Origin of the sequence: Pseudomarimonas arenosa (assembly GCF_014841215.1) — a bacterium.
Lineage (GTDB): Bacteria > Pseudomonadota > Gammaproteobacteria > Xanthomonadales > Xanthomonadaceae > Pseudomarimonas > Pseudomarimonas arenosa.
Map to the genome: position 1 here is coordinate 23,950 of NZ_JACYTR010000003.1, position 19,411 is coordinate 43,360.

Annotated in this window: 19 protein-coding genes; 9 read left to right on the forward strand and 10 right to left on the reverse strand. The window is 63.2% G+C overall.

The window, feature by feature from the left end; translation table 11 throughout:
• The first annotated feature begins 113 nt into the window (after nt 1-113).
• Together IFO71_RS02040 and IFO71_RS02045 are read left to right on the forward strand one after the other, a co-directional pair.
• The gene (locus tag IFO71_RS02040; protein ID WP_192027862.1) at nt 114-551 is read left to right on the forward strand and encodes a type II toxin-antitoxin system RatA family toxin; all 438 of its coding nucleotides are present in this window, start codon (nt 114-116) and stop codon (nt 549-551) included.
• Nucleotides 548-832 (forward strand): RnfH family protein, encoded by a 285-nt coding sequence (locus IFO71_RS02045; protein WP_192027863.1) that lies wholly within the window; start codon nt 548-550, stop codon nt 830-832. Before IFO71_RS02040 ends, IFO71_RS02045 begins: the two co-directional genes overlap by 4 nt.
• Before the next feature lie 102 nt (nt 833-934).
• On the opposite strand, the gene IFO71_RS02050 is transcribed toward IFO71_RS02045, so the two are convergent.
• Nucleotides 935-1,333, reverse strand: coding sequence for an outer membrane protein assembly factor BamE (locus IFO71_RS02050; RefSeq protein WP_192027864.1), 399 nt, complete (start codon nt 1,331-1,333; stop codon nt 935-937).
• 104 nt (nt 1,334-1,437) lie between these two features.
• Here IFO71_RS02050 and fur point away from each other — a divergent pair, with 104 nt between their 5' ends.
• Nucleotides 1,438-1,842, forward strand: a complete 405-nt coding sequence (fur, locus tag IFO71_RS02055; protein ID WP_192027865.1) for a ferric iron uptake transcriptional regulator — start codon at nt 1,438-1,440, stop codon at nt 1,840-1,842.
• A 39-nt stretch (nt 1,843-1,881) separates the two neighbouring features.
• Here the strand turns inward: fur and recN are convergent, their stop codons facing one another.
• Entirely contained in the window at nt 1,882-3,567 is a 1,686-nt protein-coding gene (recN, locus tag IFO71_RS02060) for a DNA repair protein RecN (RefSeq protein ID WP_192027995.1), read from the reverse strand.
• Nucleotides 3,568-3,728: 161 nt separating this feature from the next.
• Between recN and hrcA the strand changes: the two genes are divergently transcribed.
• The 6 genes from hrcA to IFO71_RS02090 all read left to right on the forward strand — a co-directional run bounded on the left by hrcA (nt 3,729) and on the right by IFO71_RS02090 (nt 9,857).
• A complete protein-coding gene (gene hrcA, locus IFO71_RS02065; protein ID WP_192027996.1) occupies nt 3,729-4,772 on the forward strand; it encodes a heat-inducible transcriptional repressor HrcA in 1,044 nt (347 codons plus the stop codon).
• A gap of 164 nt (nt 4,773-4,936) precedes the next feature.
• Nucleotides 4,937-5,461, forward strand: coding sequence for a nucleotide exchange factor GrpE (gene grpE, locus IFO71_RS02070; RefSeq protein ID WP_192027866.1), 525 nt, complete (start codon nt 4,937-4,939; stop codon nt 5,459-5,461).
• 96 nt (nt 5,462-5,557) lie between these two features.
• The gene (gene dnaK / locus IFO71_RS02075) at nt 5,558-7,486 is read left to right on the forward strand and encodes a molecular chaperone DnaK (RefSeq protein WP_192027867.1); all 1,929 of its coding nucleotides are present in this window, start codon (nt 5,558-5,560) and stop codon (nt 7,484-7,486) included.
• 148 nt (nt 7,487-7,634) lie between these two features.
• The gene (gene dnaJ / locus IFO71_RS02080) at nt 7,635-8,756 is read left to right on the forward strand and encodes a molecular chaperone DnaJ (RefSeq protein ID WP_192027868.1); all 1,122 of its coding nucleotides are present in this window, start codon (nt 7,635-7,637) and stop codon (nt 8,754-8,756) included.
• Nucleotides 8,757-8,853: 97 nt separating this feature from the next.
• Nucleotides 8,854-9,576 carry a 4-hydroxy-tetrahydrodipicolinate reductase gene (gene dapB / locus IFO71_RS02085; protein WP_192027869.1) on the forward strand — a complete coding sequence of 241 codons (723 nt, stop codon included), beginning with the start codon at nt 8,854-8,856 and terminating at the stop codon, nt 9,574-9,576.
• On the forward strand, nt 9,567-9,857 hold the full coding sequence (locus IFO71_RS02090) for a GNAT family N-acetyltransferase (protein WP_225444307.1): 291 nt from the start codon (nt 9,567-9,569) through the stop codon (nt 9,855-9,857). Before dapB ends, IFO71_RS02090 begins: the two co-directional genes overlap by 10 nt.
• A 64-nt stretch (nt 9,858-9,921) precedes the next feature.
• Here the strand turns inward: IFO71_RS02090 and IFO71_RS02095 are convergent, their stop codons facing one another.
• The 8 genes from IFO71_RS02095 to IFO71_RS02130 all read right to left on the reverse strand — a co-directional run bounded on the left by IFO71_RS02095 (nt 9,922) and on the right by IFO71_RS02130 (nt 19,317).
• Nucleotides 9,922-10,677, reverse strand: coding sequence for a type 1 glutamine amidotransferase (locus tag IFO71_RS02095; RefSeq protein WP_192027870.1), 756 nt, complete (start codon nt 10,675-10,677; stop codon nt 9,922-9,924).
• 13 nt (nt 10,678-10,690) lie between these two features.
• Nucleotides 10,691-11,104 carry a GFA family protein gene (locus IFO71_RS02100; RefSeq protein WP_192027871.1) on the reverse strand — a complete coding sequence of 138 codons (414 nt, stop codon included), beginning with the start codon at nt 11,102-11,104 and terminating at the stop codon, nt 10,691-10,693.
• The gene (locus IFO71_RS02105) at nt 11,092-12,009 is read right to left on the reverse strand and encodes a PhzF family phenazine biosynthesis protein (protein WP_225444308.1); all 918 of its coding nucleotides are present in this window, start codon (nt 12,007-12,009) and stop codon (nt 11,092-11,094) included. Before IFO71_RS02105 ends, IFO71_RS02100 begins: the two co-directional genes overlap by 13 nt.
• 117 nt (nt 12,010-12,126) lie before the next feature.
• Nucleotides 12,127-12,687, reverse strand: coding sequence for a putative metalloprotease CJM1_0395 family protein (locus IFO71_RS02110; RefSeq protein WP_192027872.1), 561 nt, complete (start codon nt 12,685-12,687; stop codon nt 12,127-12,129).
• 106 nt (nt 12,688-12,793) lie between these two features.
• Nucleotides 12,794-13,039 (reverse strand): hypothetical protein, encoded by a 246-nt coding sequence (locus IFO71_RS02115; RefSeq protein WP_192027873.1) that lies wholly within the window; start codon nt 13,037-13,039, stop codon nt 12,794-12,796.
• Nucleotides 13,040-13,122: 83 nt separating this feature from the next.
• Nucleotides 13,123-15,552 carry a TIGR03862 family flavoprotein gene (locus tag IFO71_RS22425; RefSeq protein ID WP_192027874.1) on the reverse strand — a complete coding sequence of 810 codons (2,430 nt, stop codon included), beginning with the start codon at nt 15,550-15,552 and terminating at the stop codon, nt 13,123-13,125.
• A gap of 104 nt (nt 15,553-15,656) precedes the next feature.
• Nucleotides 15,657-17,792: a M3 family metallopeptidase gene (locus tag IFO71_RS02125; RefSeq protein ID WP_225444309.1), complete on the reverse strand. Its 2,136-nt coding sequence runs from the start codon at nt 17,790-17,792 to the stop codon at nt 15,657-15,659.
• Between the two features lie 130 nt (nt 17,793-17,922).
• The gene (locus tag IFO71_RS02130; protein ID WP_192027876.1) at nt 17,923-19,317 is read right to left on the reverse strand and encodes a TIGR04222 domain-containing membrane protein; all 1,395 of its coding nucleotides are present in this window, start codon (nt 19,315-19,317) and stop codon (nt 17,923-17,925) included.
• Nucleotides 19,318-19,411: the final 94 nt, after the last annotated feature.

A 19,411-nucleotide genomic window follows, 5' to 3' on the forward strand; every position in this document is an offset into this window, starting at 1 on the left:
CGGGCCCCGATGGCGGCGGTCGGCCTGCTGGTTGCTGTGGAACCCGGCATTGTGGCCGATTGTGGGCCGGCATGGCGAGTTGATCATCGCCGTGACCCTTGGAGTCATGGGCGATGAGCCATATCGAGCGCAGCGCCCTGGTGCGCGTACCCGCCGAGTGCATGTTCCATCTGGTGGATGATGTGGAGGCTTATCCGCGCCGATTCAACTGGTGCGAGGGCAGCGAGTTGCTGAGTCAGACTGAGACAGAGCGCGTGGCCCGGCTCGACGTTCGAATGGCCGGCCTGCGGATGAGTTTCACGACCCGCAACACGGTGCTGCCCGGCGAGCGGATCGAACTGCAATTGGTAGAAGGCCCGTTCAAGCAGCTGTCCGGCGCGTGGTCGTTTGCAGCACTCACCGAGCAGGCCTGCAGAGTCAGTCTACTGCTCGACTTCGAGGTGGCGGGTAAACTCATGGGCGGCGCGCTTGCGGCTGGCTTTCGCAGCTTGGCGGATCACCTGGTCGACGATTTCGTGCGCGCGGCAAGAAGCGAATTGCACCCGTCGTGAGTAAGTCGATTGAAGTCGATGTTGTGTATGCCGAAGCTGCGCGGCAATGGCGTTGGCGCTTGAGCTTGCCAGCGGGGTCAACCGTGGCAGATGCGATTGCGGCGTGCCCGATTGCTCAGCTGAGGCCGCAATGGTCGGTCGAACAGGCCGGGGTCGGGCTGTTTGGCAGGTCGGTGGCACCGGACTGCGAACTCACCGCTGGCGATCGAGTTGAGTTGTACCGGCCTCTGCTATGCGACCCGAAGGAAGTACGTCGGCAGCGGGCGCTGCGTGAGCGCTAAGCGCTCGGCAGGCTGATGAGACTCATTTCAGCGGCCTGAACCAGCCGGCCTGAGGACGGCGCGCTTGGAAATCAAACACTTGCCGCGTTCAATTTCAACCCGCTAGCGCTGCGCGCGGCGCTTGTTCTTCTCGTCGCGCGGCAGGTTCGGGCCGTACTGGCGATACAGCTCGCGGATCAGCTCCAGATCCTGCTCCGGGAAATAATCGCCGCCGATGTCGGCCAGCTGATCACCATCGAAGGTCAGGGTCAGATTCTTGATTTCCGGGTCGCTGCCACGGCGGCTGACGGTGGCCACGTAGTCCCAGCGATCCTTGTGAAACGGATCCTGGACCGACGGGCTGCCCAACAGGGCCATGACCTGGCGCTTGTTGAGGCCGGGTTTCAGCTGTTCCACGTCACGCGCTTCCAGCAGATTGCCCTGGTAGACATTGACCTTGTAGATGATGCCGCAGCCACTGAGGGCGGTGGCGAGCAGGGCAGCGATGGCAAGTGCGCGCATAGTCGAGTCGGAAGTGAAGCCGGGCCCGGATGATACACTACGCCGCCCGCTTGTCTCGGCGCGGGTTTCGTTTGGTTCAGCTGTGCCAAGTCAGTGGAGGACGCGTGGAATCGCAAGATCTTCGAAAGGCCGGACTCAAGGTCACCCATCCGCGCATGCGTGTGCTGGAAATTCTGGAAACCTCAAGTCCGCGGCACATGACCGCCGAAGACATTTATCGCCAGTTGCTGGAGTCGCAGGACGATATCGGCCTGGCCACCGTGTATCGGGTGCTGACCCAGTTTGAAGCGGCTGGTTTGGTGATGAAGCACAACTTCGAGGGCGGTCAGGCCGTGTTTGAACTCGATCGCGGCAAGCATCACGATCACATGGTCGATGTCGATACCGGCAAGGTGATCGAGTTCGTCAGCGACGAGATCGAGCGCCTGCAGCACCAGATCGCCGAAAAGCACGGCTATCAGATCGAGGACCACAGCCTGGTTCTGTACGTGCGCAAGAAGAAATCGTAGGCCGCTTTCACTGGCTCGAACGCTGCGCCAAGGCGCAGCCTATGGAACCACCGGCTCGGAATTTGCGGCGCGATCCAACAACTGCCTGGCCAGGGTGCGGGTGGCTGCGGTGATTTCCACGCCGCCCATCATGCGTGACAGCTCTTCGACCCGTTCCGTCTTTCCGAGGCGCTGAATGGCACTGCTGGTCTGGCCTTCCTGGGTAACCTTGCTCACTCGGAAATGCTGATGCGCCTGGGCGGCAACCTGGGCCAGATGAGTAACGCAGAGCACCTGACGCTTTTCACCCAACTGGCGCAGCTTCTGCCCAACGACCTCGGCCACTGCGCCGCCAATGCCGCTGTCGACCTCATCAAAGATCAGGGTGGGCAAGGCATCGGCGCCCAGACTGGCGACTTCGATCGCCAGGCTGATGCGCGCCAGTTCGCCGCCGCTGGCGACGCGCCGCAGGGGGCGTGCCGGCTGCCCTGGGTTGGCGCTGACCATGAATTCCACTCGCTCGGCGCCCAACTCATTGGGTTCGCCAGAATGCCGCTCGAGTGCGACCTCGAAGCGGCCGCCGGCCATGCCGAGTTCGCTCATCAAGGCCGACACCGCATCCGAGAGCCGTTGTCCGGCCTGGGCGCGAATCGCTGAAACGACAGCGGCGGCGCCTTGCCAGGCTTGTTCCGCCTGGCTGAGTTCGGCCTCTGCGCGGCGTCGCTCCTCTTCCAGATTGTCCAGCCGACTGACCCGCTTGTTCAGCTGATCACGTACAGCCTCCAGCTCTTCCATGGTGCAGCGATGCTTGCGCGCCAGGTCGTGCAGCTCGCTGAGCTCTTCGTCCAGCCGATCCAGGCGGGCCGGGTCGAGGTCGAGATCGTCCTGAATTCGCTCAGCGTTGGCAATCGCCTCGTCGACCTGGATGGCAGCGCTGCTCAGCAGTTCAATGGTGTCCGCCAGCTCCGGCGCATGCTGTACCGCACGCTGCAAAGCGGCGCTGGCGCTTTGCAACTGGCGTCGGGCACCACGGCCGGTTTCATCGGCCAGGGCCTGCAGCCCTTGCTGCAGACTGGCGAGGATGTCCTGCGCTGCGGCTTGCCGACGATGATCGGTCTGCAGCGTGCTCAGATACTCTGCACTGAGCTGACGGCGCTCCAGTTCGGCCAGATGATGACGCAGCAGCTCGATTTGCTCGGCGTCGCCATGTTCGGCTTCGAGTTCGCTCAGCGAGCGTCGACAGTCGCGCCACCGTCGGTGGGCTGCCGACAGTGCTGTCAGTGCGCTGGGTTCGGCGGCGAACGCATCCAACAAGGCCAACTGCTGGCGCCGATCAAGCAGCGCCTGGTGCTCATGCTGACCGTGGATTCCGACCAGCAGGGCGCTGAGTTCGGCCAGTTGGCCCAGGGTGGCCGGTCGCGAATTGATCCAGGCGCGGGAGCCGCCATCGGCGCGAATCACGCGACGCAGCAGGCATTCGCCGTCCGACTCCAACTCGGCCTCGCGCAGCCAATGGGCAGCCGATGCCGCGCCGTCGAGCTCGAATTCGGCGATCAGCTCGGCCTTGGACGCACCGTGACGCACTACGCCAGCGTCGGCGCGCGCGCCGGTGAGCAACAGCAGAGCGTCGACCAGCAGGCTCTTGCCGGCGCCGGTTTCGCCAGAAATCACGCCCATGCCGGGGCGCAATTCAACCTCGATCTCGGCGGCAATCGCGAAATCCTTCAGAAACAGGCGGCTGAGCATGGTGGCGGGCGCGGGCTGGGGTGGGCGCGAGGGCGGCAACGGTAGCATGCGGCTGCGGAGTCGCCAATCCACGACCCTGCAGCCGCCCGAAAACGGCCATATCGAAACGCGGGCTTGTGTTCCGACCGCCTGGGACGTATCTATTGACCTAGATACCCGAACTGCACTGCGCCGTGACCCCAGCACTCGATCAACGCTCCCGTGCCCTTCTGCGTGCCTTGATCGCCCAATACGTGCGCGATGGCGTGCCGGTGGGCTCGCGTACCCTGGCCAAGCACAGCGGTCTTGATGTCAGTCCGGCCACCATTCGCAACGTGATGGCCGATCTGGAAGATTTCGGTCTGGTATCGACGCCGCACACCTCGGCCGGTCGCATCCCCACGGCCCAGGGCTATCGCCTGTTCGTCGACAGCCTGCTGCAGGTGTCCGAGCCGCAGGCCAATGAAGTAGCCAATCTGCGCGCTCAGCTGTCGGCCAGTCAGGGCACTCAGCAGCTGCTCAGCAGTGCCTCGGAATTGCTCTCGGCGATGACCCACTTCGTCGGCCTGGTCACTGTGCCGAAACGGCAGCAGTTTGCCTTTCGACATATCGATTTCGTGCCGCTGGATGGCCAGCGCCTGCTGGTGATCCTGGTGTTCACCGACAACGAGGTGCAGAACCGCATCGTGCAAATGCCGCGGCCGTTCGAGGTCTCGGAGCTCGAGCAGGTGGCCAACTATCTTAACTCACAGTTCAGTGGACTGACCTTGCCGGAGATCCGCGGTCGGCTGCAGCGCGAGCTGCGCGAAGCCAAGAGTGCCGTCGAGCGCGCCCTGGCCTCGGCAGCCGAGCTGTCGGAAACGGCCTTTGCCGACGCCGAGGGAGAAGACGTGCTGGTGGCCGGGCAGACCCGCTTGATGGGCGTGCAGGACCTGTCCGATCTTGATCGCCTGCGCGAACTATTCGAAGCGTTCTCACGCAAGCGTGAGCTGGTGCAATTGCTGGAGCGCTGCATCAATGCCAAGGGTGTGCGGCTGTTCATTGGCGAGGAGTCCGGCGTTGCTACCTTGGATCAATGCTCCCTGGTGACCGCGCCCTATGGCGTCGACGGCAAGGTGCTGGGCGTGCTGGGCGTGATCGGACCGACTCGCATGGCCTATGAGCGGGTGATTCCGGTAGTGCAGGCGGCGGCGCAGGCGGTGGGCGCTGCCATCGCTCGCGGCTGAGACGAGCCCGGTGGCAAGGCCGATCAGGCCCTTGAAATCTCTGCCAGCGACCCCCAACTGCCCCGCAGGCGGTGCTGCTGGGGCGGTTTCCGCGCACTGATATGGCCGGTCGCCTTGCGGCCTGGCCGACACCCATCAAGACTGACGACATAAAGGTGGAAGCAATGCAAGCGACCGACGCTCATTCGGCCGAACACGATGAACAGGCTGGAATCGACGCCCGACAGGACGACGCCATTGATTCGCTGGGGGCTCGTGTTGCCGAGCTCGAAGCCGCGCTGTTGGCGGTGAAGGACGAGCAATTGCGCGAACGCGCCGAGTTGGATAACCAACGCAAGCGCCTGACGCGCGACGTCGAACAGGCGCGTCGCTTCGCCAACGAGCGGCTGCTGAACGAGCTGCTGCCGGTGATCGACAACCTGGAGCGCGGCCTGAACGCCTCCGGCGGCCAGGATGGCCTGCGCGAAGGGGTTGAATTGACCCTACGTCAGCTGCAGAAGGTGACCGAAGACAATGGCCTGACGGCAATCGATCCGACCGGTCAGCCATTCAATCCCGAGCATCATCAGGCCATGAGCATGGTCGACAGCGCCGAGCACCCGTCCAATACGGTGGTGCAGGCCATGCAGAAGGGCTATCTGCTCAATGGCCGCCTGTTGCGCCCGGCCCTGGTCGTGGTTTCCAACTAATTGCCGCCAAGCGCTTGAAAACGCTCGGCAAGCTCCCCACTTCAAAACACAGCAGCGGTCGCCCCGGCCGCGAACAAGAAATCTGGAGAACTCATCATGGGCAAGATCATCGGTATTGATCTCGGAACCACCAACAGCTGCGTCGCGGTGATGGAAGGTGGGCAGGTCAAAGTGATTGAAAACTCGGAAGGTGATCGCACGACGCCGTCGATCGTTGCCTTCAACAAGGATGGCGAAACCCTGGTCGGCGCCTCGGCCAAGCGTCAGTCGGTGACCAATCCGAAAAACACCTTCTACGCGGTGAAGCGCCTGATTGGCCGCAAGTTCACCGACGCCGAAGTGAAGAAGGATCTGGACCTGGTGCCGTACGGCATCGTGGCACATGACAACGGCGATGCCTGGGTAGCGACTGCCGAAGGCAAGAAGATGGCACCGCCGCAGATCTCGGCCGAAGTGCTGGGCAAGATGAAGAAGACCGCCGAAGCCTATCTGGGCGAGACGGTCACCGAGGCGGTGATCACCGTGCCGGCCTACTTCAACGACAGCCAGCGTCAAGCGACCAAGGACGCCGGCAAGATCGCCGGTCTCGAGGTCAAGCGCATCATCAACGAGCCGACCGCAGCGGCCTTGGCCTATGGTCTGGACAAGAAGGGCGCTGATCGCAAGATCGCCGTGTACGACCTCGGCGGCGGCACCTTCGACGTGTCGATCATCGAGATTGCCGAGGTGGACGGCGAAAAGCAGTTCGAAGTGCTGGCCACCAATGGTGACACCTTCCTCGGTGGTGAGGACTTCGACAAGCGCGTCATCGATTACTTGGTAGACGAATTCAAGAAGGATCAGGGCATTGATCTGCGCAAGGATCCGCTCGCCTTGCAGCGTCTGAAGGACGCCGGCGAGCGTGCCAAGATCGAACTCAGCTCGTCGCAGCAGACCGAAGTCAATCTGCCCTACGTGACCGCTGACGCCTCCGGCCCGAAGCATCTGAACATCAAGTTGACTCGCGCCAAGCTTGAAGCCTTGGTGGAAGATCTGGTTAAGCGTACCATCGAGCCGTGCAAGGTGGCCTTGAACGATGCCGGTCTGCGCGTTTCCGATATCGGCGAAGTGATCCTGGTCGGCGGCCAGACCCGCATGCCGCGGGTGCAGGCTGCTGTGGCCGAGTTCTTCGGCAAGGAGCCGAAGAAAGACGTCAACCCCGACGAAGCCGTGGCCATTGGTGCAGCGGTGCAGGGCGGTGTGTTGGCCGGCGATGTGAAAGACGTGCTGTTGCTTGACGTCACCCCACTGAGCCTGGGTATCGAAACCCTGGGCGGCGTGATGACCAAGCTGATCGAGAAGAACACCACGATTCCAACCAAGGCCTCGCAGGTGTTCTCCACTGCCGAAGACAACCAGACCGCGGTTACCGTGCACGTGCTGCAGGGCGAGCGCGAACAGGCCCGCTACAACAAGTCGCTGGCCAAGTTCGACCTGGCCGGTATCGATTCCGCCCCGCGCGGCATGCCGCAGATCGAAGTCAACTTCGACATCGACGCCAACGGCATTCTGCACGTCACTGCCAAGGACAAGAAAACCGGCAAGGAGCAGCGCATTGAGATCAAGGCCGGCTCGGGTCTGTCGGAAGACGAGATCCAGCGCATGGTGGCCGACGCCGAAGCGCACCGCGAGGACGACAAGAAGTTCCACGAGCTGGTCGGTGCACGCAACAAGGCCGACGCCCTGATCCACGCCACCAAGAGCGCGATCAAGGAGTTTGGCGACAAGGTGGGCGCCGATCAGATTGGTCCGATCGAAGCTGCCGTGGCCGAGCTGGAAACCGCCATGAAGTCCGACGACAAGGCGCAGATCGAAGCCAAGACCAGCGCGCTGGAACAGGTGGCTCAGTCGCTGCAAGCCGCCGCTGCAGCCGGCTTCCAGGCCGGTGCTGAAGCCGCCGACGCCAGCAGCGAAAGCAAGACCGGTGCGAAAGACGATGTGGTCGACGCCGAGTTTACTGAAGTGAAGGATGATAAGAAGCAGTGATTTGTGATTAGTGATTCGTGATTCGCAGTCAGCAGCTGGCGGCGAATGCGAATCTCGAGTCAGAACCACGCGATCCGTCAGGCGCTGTGCTGCAGCGCCTGATGCCTTTAACGAATCACCAATCACGAATCACCAATCACGGCTGCAAATGAAACGCGACTATTACGAAGTTCTGGGTGTCGGCAAGACTGCCACTGAGGACGAGCTGAAAAAGGCCTATCGTCGATTGGCGATGAAGCATCATCCTGATCGCAATCCGGGCGACAAGGCGGCTGAGGACAGCTTCAAGGAGGCCAAAGAGGCCTACGAGGTGCTGTCCGACGGCGGCAAGCGGCGGATGTACGATCAGTACGGTCATCAAGCCTTTGAAGGCGGCATGGGCGGTCGCGGTGCCGGGCCGGGTTTTGCCGATGTTGGCGACATCTTCGGTGACATTTTCGGCGACATCTTCGGCGGTGGCCGCGGGCGGCAGCAGGCACGGCGCGGTAGTGATCTGCGCTATGTGGTCGATCTTGATCTGGAAGAAGCGGTTTCCGGCATCGAGAAGCAGATTGTCATTCCGACCTTGGCCAGCTGCGAGCCCTGTGGCGGGACCGGCTCGGAAGACGGCAAGGCCACCACTTGCGGTACCTGTCGTGGTCAGGGCCGGGTGCGCATGCAGCAGGGTATCTTCTCGGTGCAGCAGGCCTGTCCGCACTGCGGCGGAACCGGCAAGGTCATCAGCAACCCCTGCAAGTCGTGTCGCGGCGCGGGCCGGCTGGAAAAGGAAAAGACCCTCGCGGTGAAGATTCCGGCCGGGGTGGATACGGGCGATCGCATCCGCCTGGGCGGCGAAGGTGCGGCCGGCCCGAACGGTGCACCGGCCGGTGATCTGTACGTCGAAGTGCAGGTGCGTGAGCACGCCATCTTCCAGCGTGATGGCGACGATCTGTACTGCGAAGTGCCGATTCGCTTCTCACAGGCGGCCTTGGGCTCTGAACTCAAGGTTCCGACTTTGAACGGTGAAGCGATCATGCGCATTCCGGCCGAGACGCAGACCGGCAAGCTGTTCCGTCTGCGCGGCAAAGGCGTGAAGTCGGTGCGCAGCAGCGCGCCGGGCGATTTGCTCTGTCGGGTGGTGGTGGAAACCCCGGTCAAACTGACCAAGCGGCAGCGTGAGCTGCTGGAAGAGTTTGAGTCGACCTTTGAAGGTGCCGAAGAAGCCCATTCACCGCGCGCCACCTCCTGGCTTGACGGCGTGAAGTCGTTCTGGGAGAAGATGACTACCTGATCGGTGGCGGGGTGGCATTCGGTGCGTCTCGGGCGCACGCTGCGCGACATCTCGCCAAGTCGACCGATCAGCTTCGACCCGCCACGCAGGAGCCTTCATGAACACCACGATTGTCTGGCTGCACGGCGCCACGGGTCGAATGGGGCGGGCGATTCAGGAAGTCGCAGGCGACTTCAATTCGATGGCGATCCTTGCGCTGGCACGCGAGGGTTCGCGGCCGACGGACAAGCCCGCCGTCATCATCGATTTCAGCTTGCCCGATGGTTTGATCAGTGCCGTTCAGATGGCGGCTGAACAGGGTGTTCCCCTGGTCAGCGGAACTACCGGGCTGGTGGAAAGTCATTGGCAGGCGCTGGATGAACTCTCGCGTCGTCAGCCTGTCCTGCATGCACACAACTTCAGCCTCGGCCTCGCTGCCACGCGCAAGGCTGCGGCGCTACTGGGCGGCTTGCTCGACTGGGACTGCGAGATCGTCGAAACTCATCATCGATTGAAGCGCGACGCGCCGTCCGGCACGGCCTTGTCCTTGGTCGAATCGGTGCGCAGCGCCCGCAGCCAGGATGTTTCCTGGCAGGATCGCATGGCCGAGTCACGGCTGGGCGAGCGCCGCCAGCCGGGTTCACTGGGCATCGGCAGCCTGCGTGGCGGCAGCGTGGTCGGCGATCACAGCGTTCATTTCCTCGGCGATGGCGAACGCGTTGAATTGACCCACCGCGCCGATGACCGGCGGATCTTCGCTCGCGGTGCGCTGCATGCTGCGCAAAAGATCATCGGCAGGCCAACAGGCCGATATCAGTTGGATCAGGTGTTATGGGGCTGAGCGCTGATGCCGGCGTCGAGCACTTGCCTGCACTGAATCGCTTTCAGCAGCACACAGCGATGGGCCCGGCGGTACTTGAATATCGGATCGAAGGCGATGTGCTGAGCGCGCTCAGCACGCGGGTGCCGGATGCTGCGCGCGGTCGCGGGGTCGCCCAGCAACTCACCGAAGCGATGCTCGACTTTTGTCGGCAGCAGCAGCTGGCACTGCGTCCTCTGTGCAGCTACACGGCGGCCTTCGTCGCACGGCATCCGCCGCAGGACGTACAGGTGCTCGAATAGTCGCTGGACCGCGACGAAGCATGGGCAGCGGTTCGACCCACTTTGAACCGATGGGCAATCGCAGCTATTCCCACTCACGCGACCTCAGCACCAGCCGCCGCCGCGGTCGGCCAATCTGGTCTAGGAAGCGATTGAATACGACAGTGGCATTGGCTTGCATAAGGGCGATGTGCTGCTCGGTGTCGGCGAGAATCTCGGCCGCTCCGTAGTTGAGGCCGCAGCTTTCCAGCTCGCGACGGTACTCGGGATTGCTGAGCCAGCGCTCGATCAGCGGCCGATCCATCTCCAGGTGAAACTGGAAGCCGTAGGCGTTGTCGCCATAGCGAAACGCCTGGTTCTCGCAGCTGTCGGTTCGACCGAGGTGGACTGCATCGTGCGGGATATCGAAGGTGCAGCTATGCCACTGGAAGATCGGTGATTGCTGGGCCAGCGGGGCCAGCACCGAGTCGTGCTGCGCGTGTTCAGTGGGTTGCCAGCGGTACCAGCCGATCTCATCCAGGTGATGCCGTCGCACAGTGGCCCCCAGGGCGTGGGCGAGCAGCTGCGAGCCGAGGCAGATGCCGAGCACCGGCTTGCCCTGGCGCAGGGCCCGTTCGATACAACGCAACTCGGTGCGAAGATGAGCGCGGTGGGCCTGATCGGAGACGTTCATTGGCCCACCGAGCACGATCAGCCCCTGATAGCGATCGACATCGGGTTGCGCTTCAGGCTCGCGTTCGAAGTTGACGAAGCGAATGCGATGCCCACGGGCGCGGATCAGCGCATCCAGTGTGCCCAGCGGCTCAGCGGCCACATGTTGGAAAACCAGAACCTTCGACATGGTGTAGCACCGACTAAACAGCGCCCTTGCGCGGCAGCCCGTCATCCGCGGGCGTGGCCCAGGCGACGTGGCTGTCCCAGAACACGTGCGCTTGCGGCTGGCGATCAACGGCATCGCGTATCTGGGCAAAGGCGATATGCAGCTCACCCGCCCAGCGCGACGATCTGAAGAACAACGGGCTGCCACAGCGGGCACAGAAGCCGCGCTCGGCCTCGGGGCTCGAGGCGTACCAGCGCAGCTGCTGCTCCGGGTCCTGGATCTGGCAACGCTCAGCGGCCATGCCCAGCCAGGTCACATAGCCGGCGCCGTGGGCGTGTCGGCACATGTTGCAGTGGCAGTGTGCCAGCCACTTCGAGGGAAGGGCCAGTTCAAAGCGGACGGCACCGCATTGGCATTGGCCGCTGGCCTGACTGATCAGGTCGCCCATTCAACTTCTCCACGCACGATGGTGTTGCTGTGTCCACCGACCCAGACCGCATGCTGCGATTCAATCAGAATTTCGATGCGCGCGTCGTGCCCCATCTCGCGTCCCTGGGTGACCGGATAGCCGCGACTCAGGGCGCCTTCGGGCTCGCGTTCGGCCAGCCAGGCGGCAATCAAACCGTTGGCGGCGCCTGAGGCAGGATCTTCGACAATGCCGGCGCCAGCGGGGAAGGCACGCACCGCCAGGGCGGCCCGGCCATCGATGTCGGTACGCACAAAGACGCAGACGCCCAGGGTGTCGGTGGCCCGCGCCAGCGCTTCGGTCGCCGCGTGCGCCGGCCGCCAGGATTGCAAGTCCGCCAGTTCCGGCATCTCCACCAGCCACCAGCGACGCCCGCCTTCGACCAGGGCGCGCGCGCTCGGCGCGTGCGGGGCGTCTCTAAACAGCTGATCCACGGCGCTGCAGTCGGCGCCGATCACCGTGGCCTTGGGCGCTTTAACGAACAATTCCGGCGCCGCATCAGGGCGCTCGATCACCCGGATCGGCAGCAGTCCGGCGCCGCACTCCTGCACCAGTTGGCCGTTGCGAGGCGTGAGTCGCGCGCTCTGCAGCAGGGCGTGAGCGCTGCCGATGCTGGGATGTCCGGCGAACGGTATCTCCTTGCTGGGGGTGAAGATACGCAGGCGATAGTCGGCGTCCTTTGAGCTCGGCGGCAGAACAAAGGTGGTTTCAACCAGATCGGTCCAGCGGGCGAAGCTTTGCATGGCGGCATCGCTCCAGCCTTGGCCGTCCAGAACCACGCCAAGTGGGTTGCCGCCACCGCGGCGGTGGGCGAATACATCGATCTGCCAATACTCAAGACGCGCCATTGCCTGCACTGCGGGTAACCATGGGGGATCGGCAAGCATCGCGTTTGCGTCAACAACAATCAACCAACCCTTGCTTGGCGCCATGCTGAAGCGGTGTCGCAGCGAACCCAAGCGACGATTGATTATGAGGCCATGTGTGCGTTGTGCTTTCCGCTGTCAGGCGATCGCTTCAATTGTGCTGCCGTTTTGTGTCTGGCCGGCAGCGGCGGTTGCGCTGTAGGCCTGCTCACGGCGCTGCTGCTCGGCCAATTCGATGCGCGCACGTTGCTCCATCTGGCTGGCGCGTGCGGCGGCCTGGCGATCGGCGGGCGAAGGATCGGCCGGCGCCAAGGCAGCGGCGCGAATCTGCACCGCTTTCTGGATGGTTGCCTCGGGATCACCGCGTACCGGCGATGTGTCGATGCCCACTTCGCCACCGACCGCATAGCGGCGGTTGTCGGGGCCGGTGGTGTACTGGTAGGTCGGGCCGGAGGTGATCAAGGAGCCGCCGACGGCGATGTGAGCCTGTTCGTGGGCGCGGACTTCGCGGTCGCGTTGCGCCAACTGTGCGATTTCCCGTTGTACCTCGGGAGAGGTAAGGGGGTCTTCCGCCGGGGTTTCAGTCTCGGTGCTGGAGCGCGAGGCATCCGCGGTCGACGCTTCGCTGCCAGAAGGCGAGGGCGATTGCGTCGATCTGGGCGGTATGGTCGCCGCGACTGGGCTGATGGCGCCGATCATGCAGGTTCCTCCACGCTCCAGCGTGGCGCTGATTTGGCGCAAAATCAAGCGAAACTGTACTCAGTTTCCTCGAGACCGCCCCGTCCGAGGCAGATTCCGCCCCGTTTCAATGGCGGATATCGAACCCCGGGTTATCGTCCAGGGTGCCATCGTCGCGAAGTACCGCGAATTGCTTTCTATCGCCGTCGAACACCACCGGAACGGTCGGCTGAAACAGCGGGTGACGGATGAACTTGAGCTCCCAGCCCAACATTTCGAGCTGGCGCAGAGTGTCCTGCTGCGCCTCGTTCAACTCAGCCTTCATCACGGATTGTCGGTGATGGTCTTCTCTTCGACGATTCTTTTCGTCCATTGCCAACCCCCTGTGGGTCTGCGTCGGAGCCAACATGGACTGAAACGGCTCCGCGGATCATGGTACTGCGGCTTGCGCCATCGTCACAGTGGGCCGGCGGTGTGGCGAAGCAGGACCATCACCTCGGCATGGCCGGTATGCGGAAACATATCGAAAAGCCGAGCCCGGACCGGCAGATAGGTGGGCAGAGCAGCAAGATCATCTTGCAGGGTGTGAGGATTGCAGCTGGAGTAGAGCAGGTAGCGGGGTGCCTCGGAACGAATCTGTTCGATCAACCAGCGGCCGAGACCGCGGCGCGGTGGGTTGACTACCCAAAGATCGGCGGCCGTTCCGCGCAGACTGAGGCCCTCTACGCTGGCGCACTCGAATTGTGCGGGAAGCGCGCTTGCTTCAGCCGCCCGACGTGCAGACTCCACCGCCGCCGGGTGCAGCTCCCAGCCGCTCACCGTCAGCCCGGCCTGGGCAAGATGCAAGGCAAAGCCGCCCACCCCGCAAAACAGATCCAGTGCTCGATCGACGGCGAGCTGCGAACACCAGCGAGCAGCGCTGCAATAAAGCTCGGCAGCAACTTCGGTATTGGTCTGGAAGAAGCCGCCGGGCATCAGCCCAAACTCCAGATCGCCAAAGCGCATCGGCAGCAGTTGCTGCTCGCTCAACGCAATTTCAATTTCGCCTTCGACGATGGCCGCCGGCTTCGGCTGCAGATTGACCGACACCACCGATAGATCCGGCAGCCATTCTTTCAGTGTTGGCAAGGCCGCACGAATGCGCTCGATCAGAAGAGGCGATCGCAACACGAAGCGCAGCATCAGCGCATCGCCTGCGCCAAGGGTGAGCAGCAGATATTTCAATTCGCCGTGTCGTTCGCTGACCGAATACGGGGGCAGTTCGCACAGACGAATGAAATCGCGCAGCGGCTCGAAGCAGCGCTGAATCTGCGCCGGGTACAGCAGACACTGGTCCAGATCGATACCGTGGTAGTCGGCATCGAGGATGCCCAGGGTGGGCTGCTGCGCACTGCCGGCAACGGCCAGCTTGGCCTTGTTGCGAAAGCCCGTGGTCTTGCTGGCGACCGGTTCCTCCCATTCGACCTGTGGTGCAAAGGCCAGTAGCTCGGCGATCTCCTCGGACTTGGCCTTGAGCTGCTGCACGTACGGGACCGGCAAATAGGTGCAGCTGCGGCATTCGTTACCGGCAAAGTGCTGGCAATGCAGTATTTGCCGCGCTTCGCGTGGCGCCGGGCCTGGTCCCGAGGTGATGGCGGTGGCATCGTGCCTGGCAGCCCACTGGGTGGCTGCCAGGCCGGCAATTCGCCCGGAAGCGAAACATGCGGTTAATAGATAACCGCCAGTGGGCGCTTCCCAATCGAGCATTTCGCCAGCACAGAAAACACCCGGCAGGGCACTCAGCATCAGCTGATCGTTCAATTGCTCCAGCTGCACGCCGCCGGCACTGCTGATTGCCTCCTCGATCGGCCTCGTCGTCAATGGCGGCAAGGGCAAACGCTTGATCAGCCGCGCCAGCTGCTCCGGTTGAACGGGCAGGGGGCGCGGCCCGAGTTCATGCAGCAGTCCCAGTCGCACTCCCTGCAGGCCCAGCTTGCGGCGCAGATATTCACTCAAGCTGCGCTTGCCACGTTCTCCGCGCAGGCGTTCGATGACGGAGTCGACTGATTGGCTGGGCAGCAGGTCGAGCCAGGCCTGGGCAGGTCGGTCGCCTTGGATGGCACGCAGCTCAGCCCCCAGGGCGTACAGCAGCGAGCCCTCAATGCCGTAGTCGGTGATGACGAACTCGCCTTGCCGCGGCTCTGGGTTGCGGTCAGCACCGAGGCCGTCGATGCCCAAAGCTACGGGTTTCACCGGCTGACCGGCATAGCGCTGCAAGAATGCCTCCGACCAAGGTAGGTCGAAGCCGACATTGGCCGGCTGCCAGGGCGCGACGCTGACACCGTGCGCGGTCAACAGCGAGGTCCAGTTGCCCTCGCTGCCCAGGACTGGCCAGCTGGCGCCGCCCAGGGCCAACACCCAGGCGTCGGCACTGAACAGCAGCTCACCTTGTGGTGTTTGGAAGCGAGCCTGGCCCTGCTCGAAGCCGCGCCAGCGATGATGAACACGCAGATCCAGCCCGTCGCTGCGCAAGCGACGCAACCAGCCGCGCAGCAAAGGGGCGGCTTTCAGATCGGACGGAAACACCCGACCGGAGCTGCCGACAATGGTCTGAACGCCCAGTTTGAGTGCCCATTCACGCAGCTCGGTCGGGCCAAAGGCACTCAGCCAACGAGACACGGTTGACGATGCCGGGCCGTAGCGCTCGACAAACAGCTCGATGGGTTCGGAGTGGGTGAGGTTCAGCCCGCCCTTGCCGGCGATCAGAATTTTGCGGCCGACGGAGGCGAGATGGTCGAACAGCAGAACCTGGGCGCCGGCAGCCAGGGCTGCCTCAGCGGCCATCAGGCCGGCCGGTCCGCCGCCGATCACGCCGACGACCATCGGCAGAGAATCTGATGCACTCAATGAAAGGGCCCGCAGAACGCAGGCCCCATTATCGCCGTAAGTGGTGCGGGAGCGAACGGCTTGGACGTTCGCTCCACTCTCATCGAGCGCCGCGCCGCAGTCGGTTAGTGAGCAGTGGCGCCGGAGGCCAGGCCACGGCGTTGCAGCAACGGTGCGATATCCGGTGCTCGGCCACGGAACTGGTTGAACAGTTCCAGCGCTTCTTCGCTGCCGCCGCGCGACAGCAGGGTCTTGCGGAAGTGGTCGCCATTGGCACGCTTCAGGCCACCGTTCTCCTTGAACCACTCCACGCTGTCGGCGTCCAGCACTTCGCTCCACAGGTAGGAGTAATAGCCTGCCGAGTAGCCGCCAGCGAAGATGTGCGAGAAATAGGTGCTGCGGTAGCGCGGCGGCACCGGCGCAAAATCGAGTCCGAGATCCTGCAGCGTCTTGGCCTCGAATGCCAGCGCATCGGTCGGTACCTGATCGGCGCTGAGTTGATGCCATGCCTGATCCAGCAAGGCTGCCGCCAAGTATTCGGTCGTGGCGAAACCTTGGCCGAATTGCTCGGCGGCCAGCACCTTGTCGAGCAATTCCTGCGGAATCTGCTCGCCGGTCTTGTAGTGCTTGGCATAGTTGGCCAGCACTGAAGGCCAAGTGGCCCACATCTCGTTCACTTGTGATGGGTACTCGACGAAGTCGGTCGGCACATTGGTTCCGGCGAACCGTGGGTAGCGCACATCCGAGAACAGGCCGTGCAGCGCATGACCGAACTCGTGGAACAGGGTGGTGACTTCGTCGAAGGTCATCAGGGTCGGCTGGCCGGCAGCCGGCTTCGGGATGTTCAGATGGTTGCCGATCACCGGCTGGGTACCGAGCAGCTTGGACTGCGAGACGTACTCATTCATCCAGGCGCCGCCGCGCTTGTTGGCGCGGGCATAGAAGTCGGCGATGAACAGCCCGAGCGGCGTGCCGTCGGCTTCGTTGACCTGATAGACCTGCACGTCTTCCTGATACACCGGAAGGTCGGTGCGGCGTTCGAATTGCAGGCCGTACAGCTGGCCGGCGGCATAGAACACGCCCTTTTCAAGCACGTTGTTAAGCTCAAAGTAGGGGCGCAACTCGCTGGCATCGAAGTTGTACTTCTTCTGACGTAGCTTGTTGGCGTAGTACGCCCAGTCCCAGCCGGCCAGCTCAAAATCTTTGCCGTCGGCCTTGATCATCGCCTGCATCTCGGCCGCTTCGCGCCGGGCATTGGCCACGGCCGCCGGGGCAAGTTCGCGCATCATCTTGTTGACGGTATCTACTGAACGCGCAGTCTGGTCCTCCAGCATGTATGCCGCGTGCGTGGGGTAGCCGAGCAGATTGGCGCGTTGAGCACGCAGTTTGGCCATCTCGATCGCCAGCTGACGATTGTCATGCTCGCCACCGCTGCTGCTGCGCAGGATCGATGCTTCAAACAGGCGCTGGCGCACCTCGCGATTCTCCAGGCTGGCCAGGGCCGGTTGACCGGAGGTGTTCATCAGCGCGATCAGATAAGGCGCTTCTGAGCCCTTGGCCTTGGCCGCGGTTTCAGCGGCCGTGATGGCCTCCTCGCTCAAACCGGCCAACTCGGCCTTGTCACTCACCGACAGCCCGCGGGCATTGGTCTCGTTCAGCACGTTCTGGCTGAACTGGGTTTGCAGTTCGGCCAGACGCGCGTTCAATGTCTTCAGCTGCTCGCGCTGCTCGCCCTGCAGCTTGGCGCCGGCGCGCACAAAGTCCGTGTAATTGCGCACGATCAGGCGCTGGTCCTCGTCATTCAAGCCGAGCTTCTGACGCGCCTGATAGATCGTCTCAACGCGCTTGAACAGCGCCTCGTTGAGCACGATGGCGTCCTGATGGGCGGCGAACTGCGGCGCAAAGTCGCGCTGGATCTTTTGCAGCTCGTCGTTGGTGTTGGCGCCGGAAAGGTTGAAGAACACATTGGAGACGCGCGTCAGTAGGGCACCGCTCTTGTCCAGAGCGACGATGGTGTTTTCAAAGCTGGGTGCGTCCTTGCTATTGGCAATCGCCTCGATCTCGGCACGATGCTCGGCCATGCCGCGGGTCAGCGCCGGGACATAGTGCTCGTCCTTGATCTTGTCGAACGGCGGCATCTGGAACGGCAACTCGCTCACCGTGTAGAACGGGTTGTCGGCTGCGTTCGTCGCCTGTGCAGCGCCGAACGGGAGGGAAAGCGCGAGGCCAAGAGCCGCCGCCATCAAAGCTTGTTTCATCATCCGCTACCGGGAATGGGCCAGCGAGCGAGGTTAGCCTAAGTCTGGCCCCGGCATACGTGACAGAAGGCATGCTTGGGCGAGTGGCGGTCGCCTTGGTCGGATCAAATGGGCTTCAGAGCGGGCCGAGAAATCAATCGCCGCCACAACCGCCGCAACCACCCCCACCGCCACTGTCGCCGCCACTATCGCCACTGTTACTGCTGCACGAAGTGCAGCCGGCGCCGCTACCGCTGTCGGTACCGGAGGTGGGTTGGCGAAAGTCGTGGTAGCCGGCCAGTGCTGTGCCGGCAAGTACCGTGGTGCCGGCTAGGGCGACTGCCATGGCGACCTGATCATTGCTGTGGCTTCTCGAAGTAAGCTCATGTTTTTGCTTGATTTCCTCGAATGCCTTGCGGCCGCGGCCGGTGACGCCGGGGCGCTTGAAGTACATCACCGCGGCGACGATGGCGCAGGCGATAGTCAGCAATACCAGGAACAGCACCGGCTTGTCCCGGCTCAGGCCGATGCCGATCTTCAGCACCCCGAAGCCACTGAGTACGGCAAACGGCAGCGCAGAGATCTGCGAGATGCGCAGGGCCGCATCGGCCGAAAACCACCAGCCGCGTTGTTGCAGATTGCGCCGAATTGCTTCGAAGTGTCCGGACTTCACCACCTCGAGAACACTCGACATGGTGCGCTGTCGCACTGCGGCGAACACGGTGCGCAGCAATGGATCGTCAGGCTCGCCGCGCTCGGCCGATTCGACTCGCTTGCCTGAAGTGTTCCACCGGATGAATTCCTGACGATGAAGTTCGGCTACGGCGGCATCCAGCACCCGTTGAGGGCCGCCGGAAAGATAGGCCACCGTCCATACGTCCGGTTCACCTAGGCTGAGTCCACCACGTTCATCGCCGCGCGTCAGGCGATTGCGCAGAATTGTGGTCAGCGCAGCGGCCAGCCCCATCAGAACCATGAACAGTCCGAGGAATGCCGGTCCCTGCCAATCCAGCGGATTGGCCTGGGCGATCGCGCTCAACCCGAGGATGCCCACCACGGCGGCCAGCCACCTGCCGGTGCGGCGTTTCAACCAACCGCTTTGGCGCACAGCGCCGACGGTTAGCGGGTGCGCCGGCCACCACTTCGCAGGTGGCTGACCAAACAGCGCTTGATAGCGCTGCAGGGTCAGGCCGTATAGATGACGCAGCCGGGCTGCCTCGCCGGGCTGTCCCATGCCCGGCTGGTGGTGTAAATCGAACCCCAGTCGGTTGGGGCAGAAATCCAGCCAGTAGTCGCGGCTGTAAGTGAGGTGCAGATGCCAGACCTTGTCGACCGCTGGGCTCGGGCTGACTTCGCCGTGCTGCAGCGCTGCAACTGTACAGAAGCGTCGGTATTCTTCCATCGCCTGCAGGCAGTCGGTCGGCGTCCAGCCGCTGGCTTCCGCGAGCTGCCGGCGGAACGTTAGGCTAAGGGGGGAATCGTCACGCATCCAGCTCTCGATGCGCTGCCAGTGGTCCTCGATTTGGTCGGACTGTTGTGTGCAAAGCATTGAGTCACCTCCATAGCCCAGATGGCGCCGGATCTGCTGCCCCACCATTGTGTACCAGATCGACGCCAGAACGGTGACCGTGTGACGGGCTTGG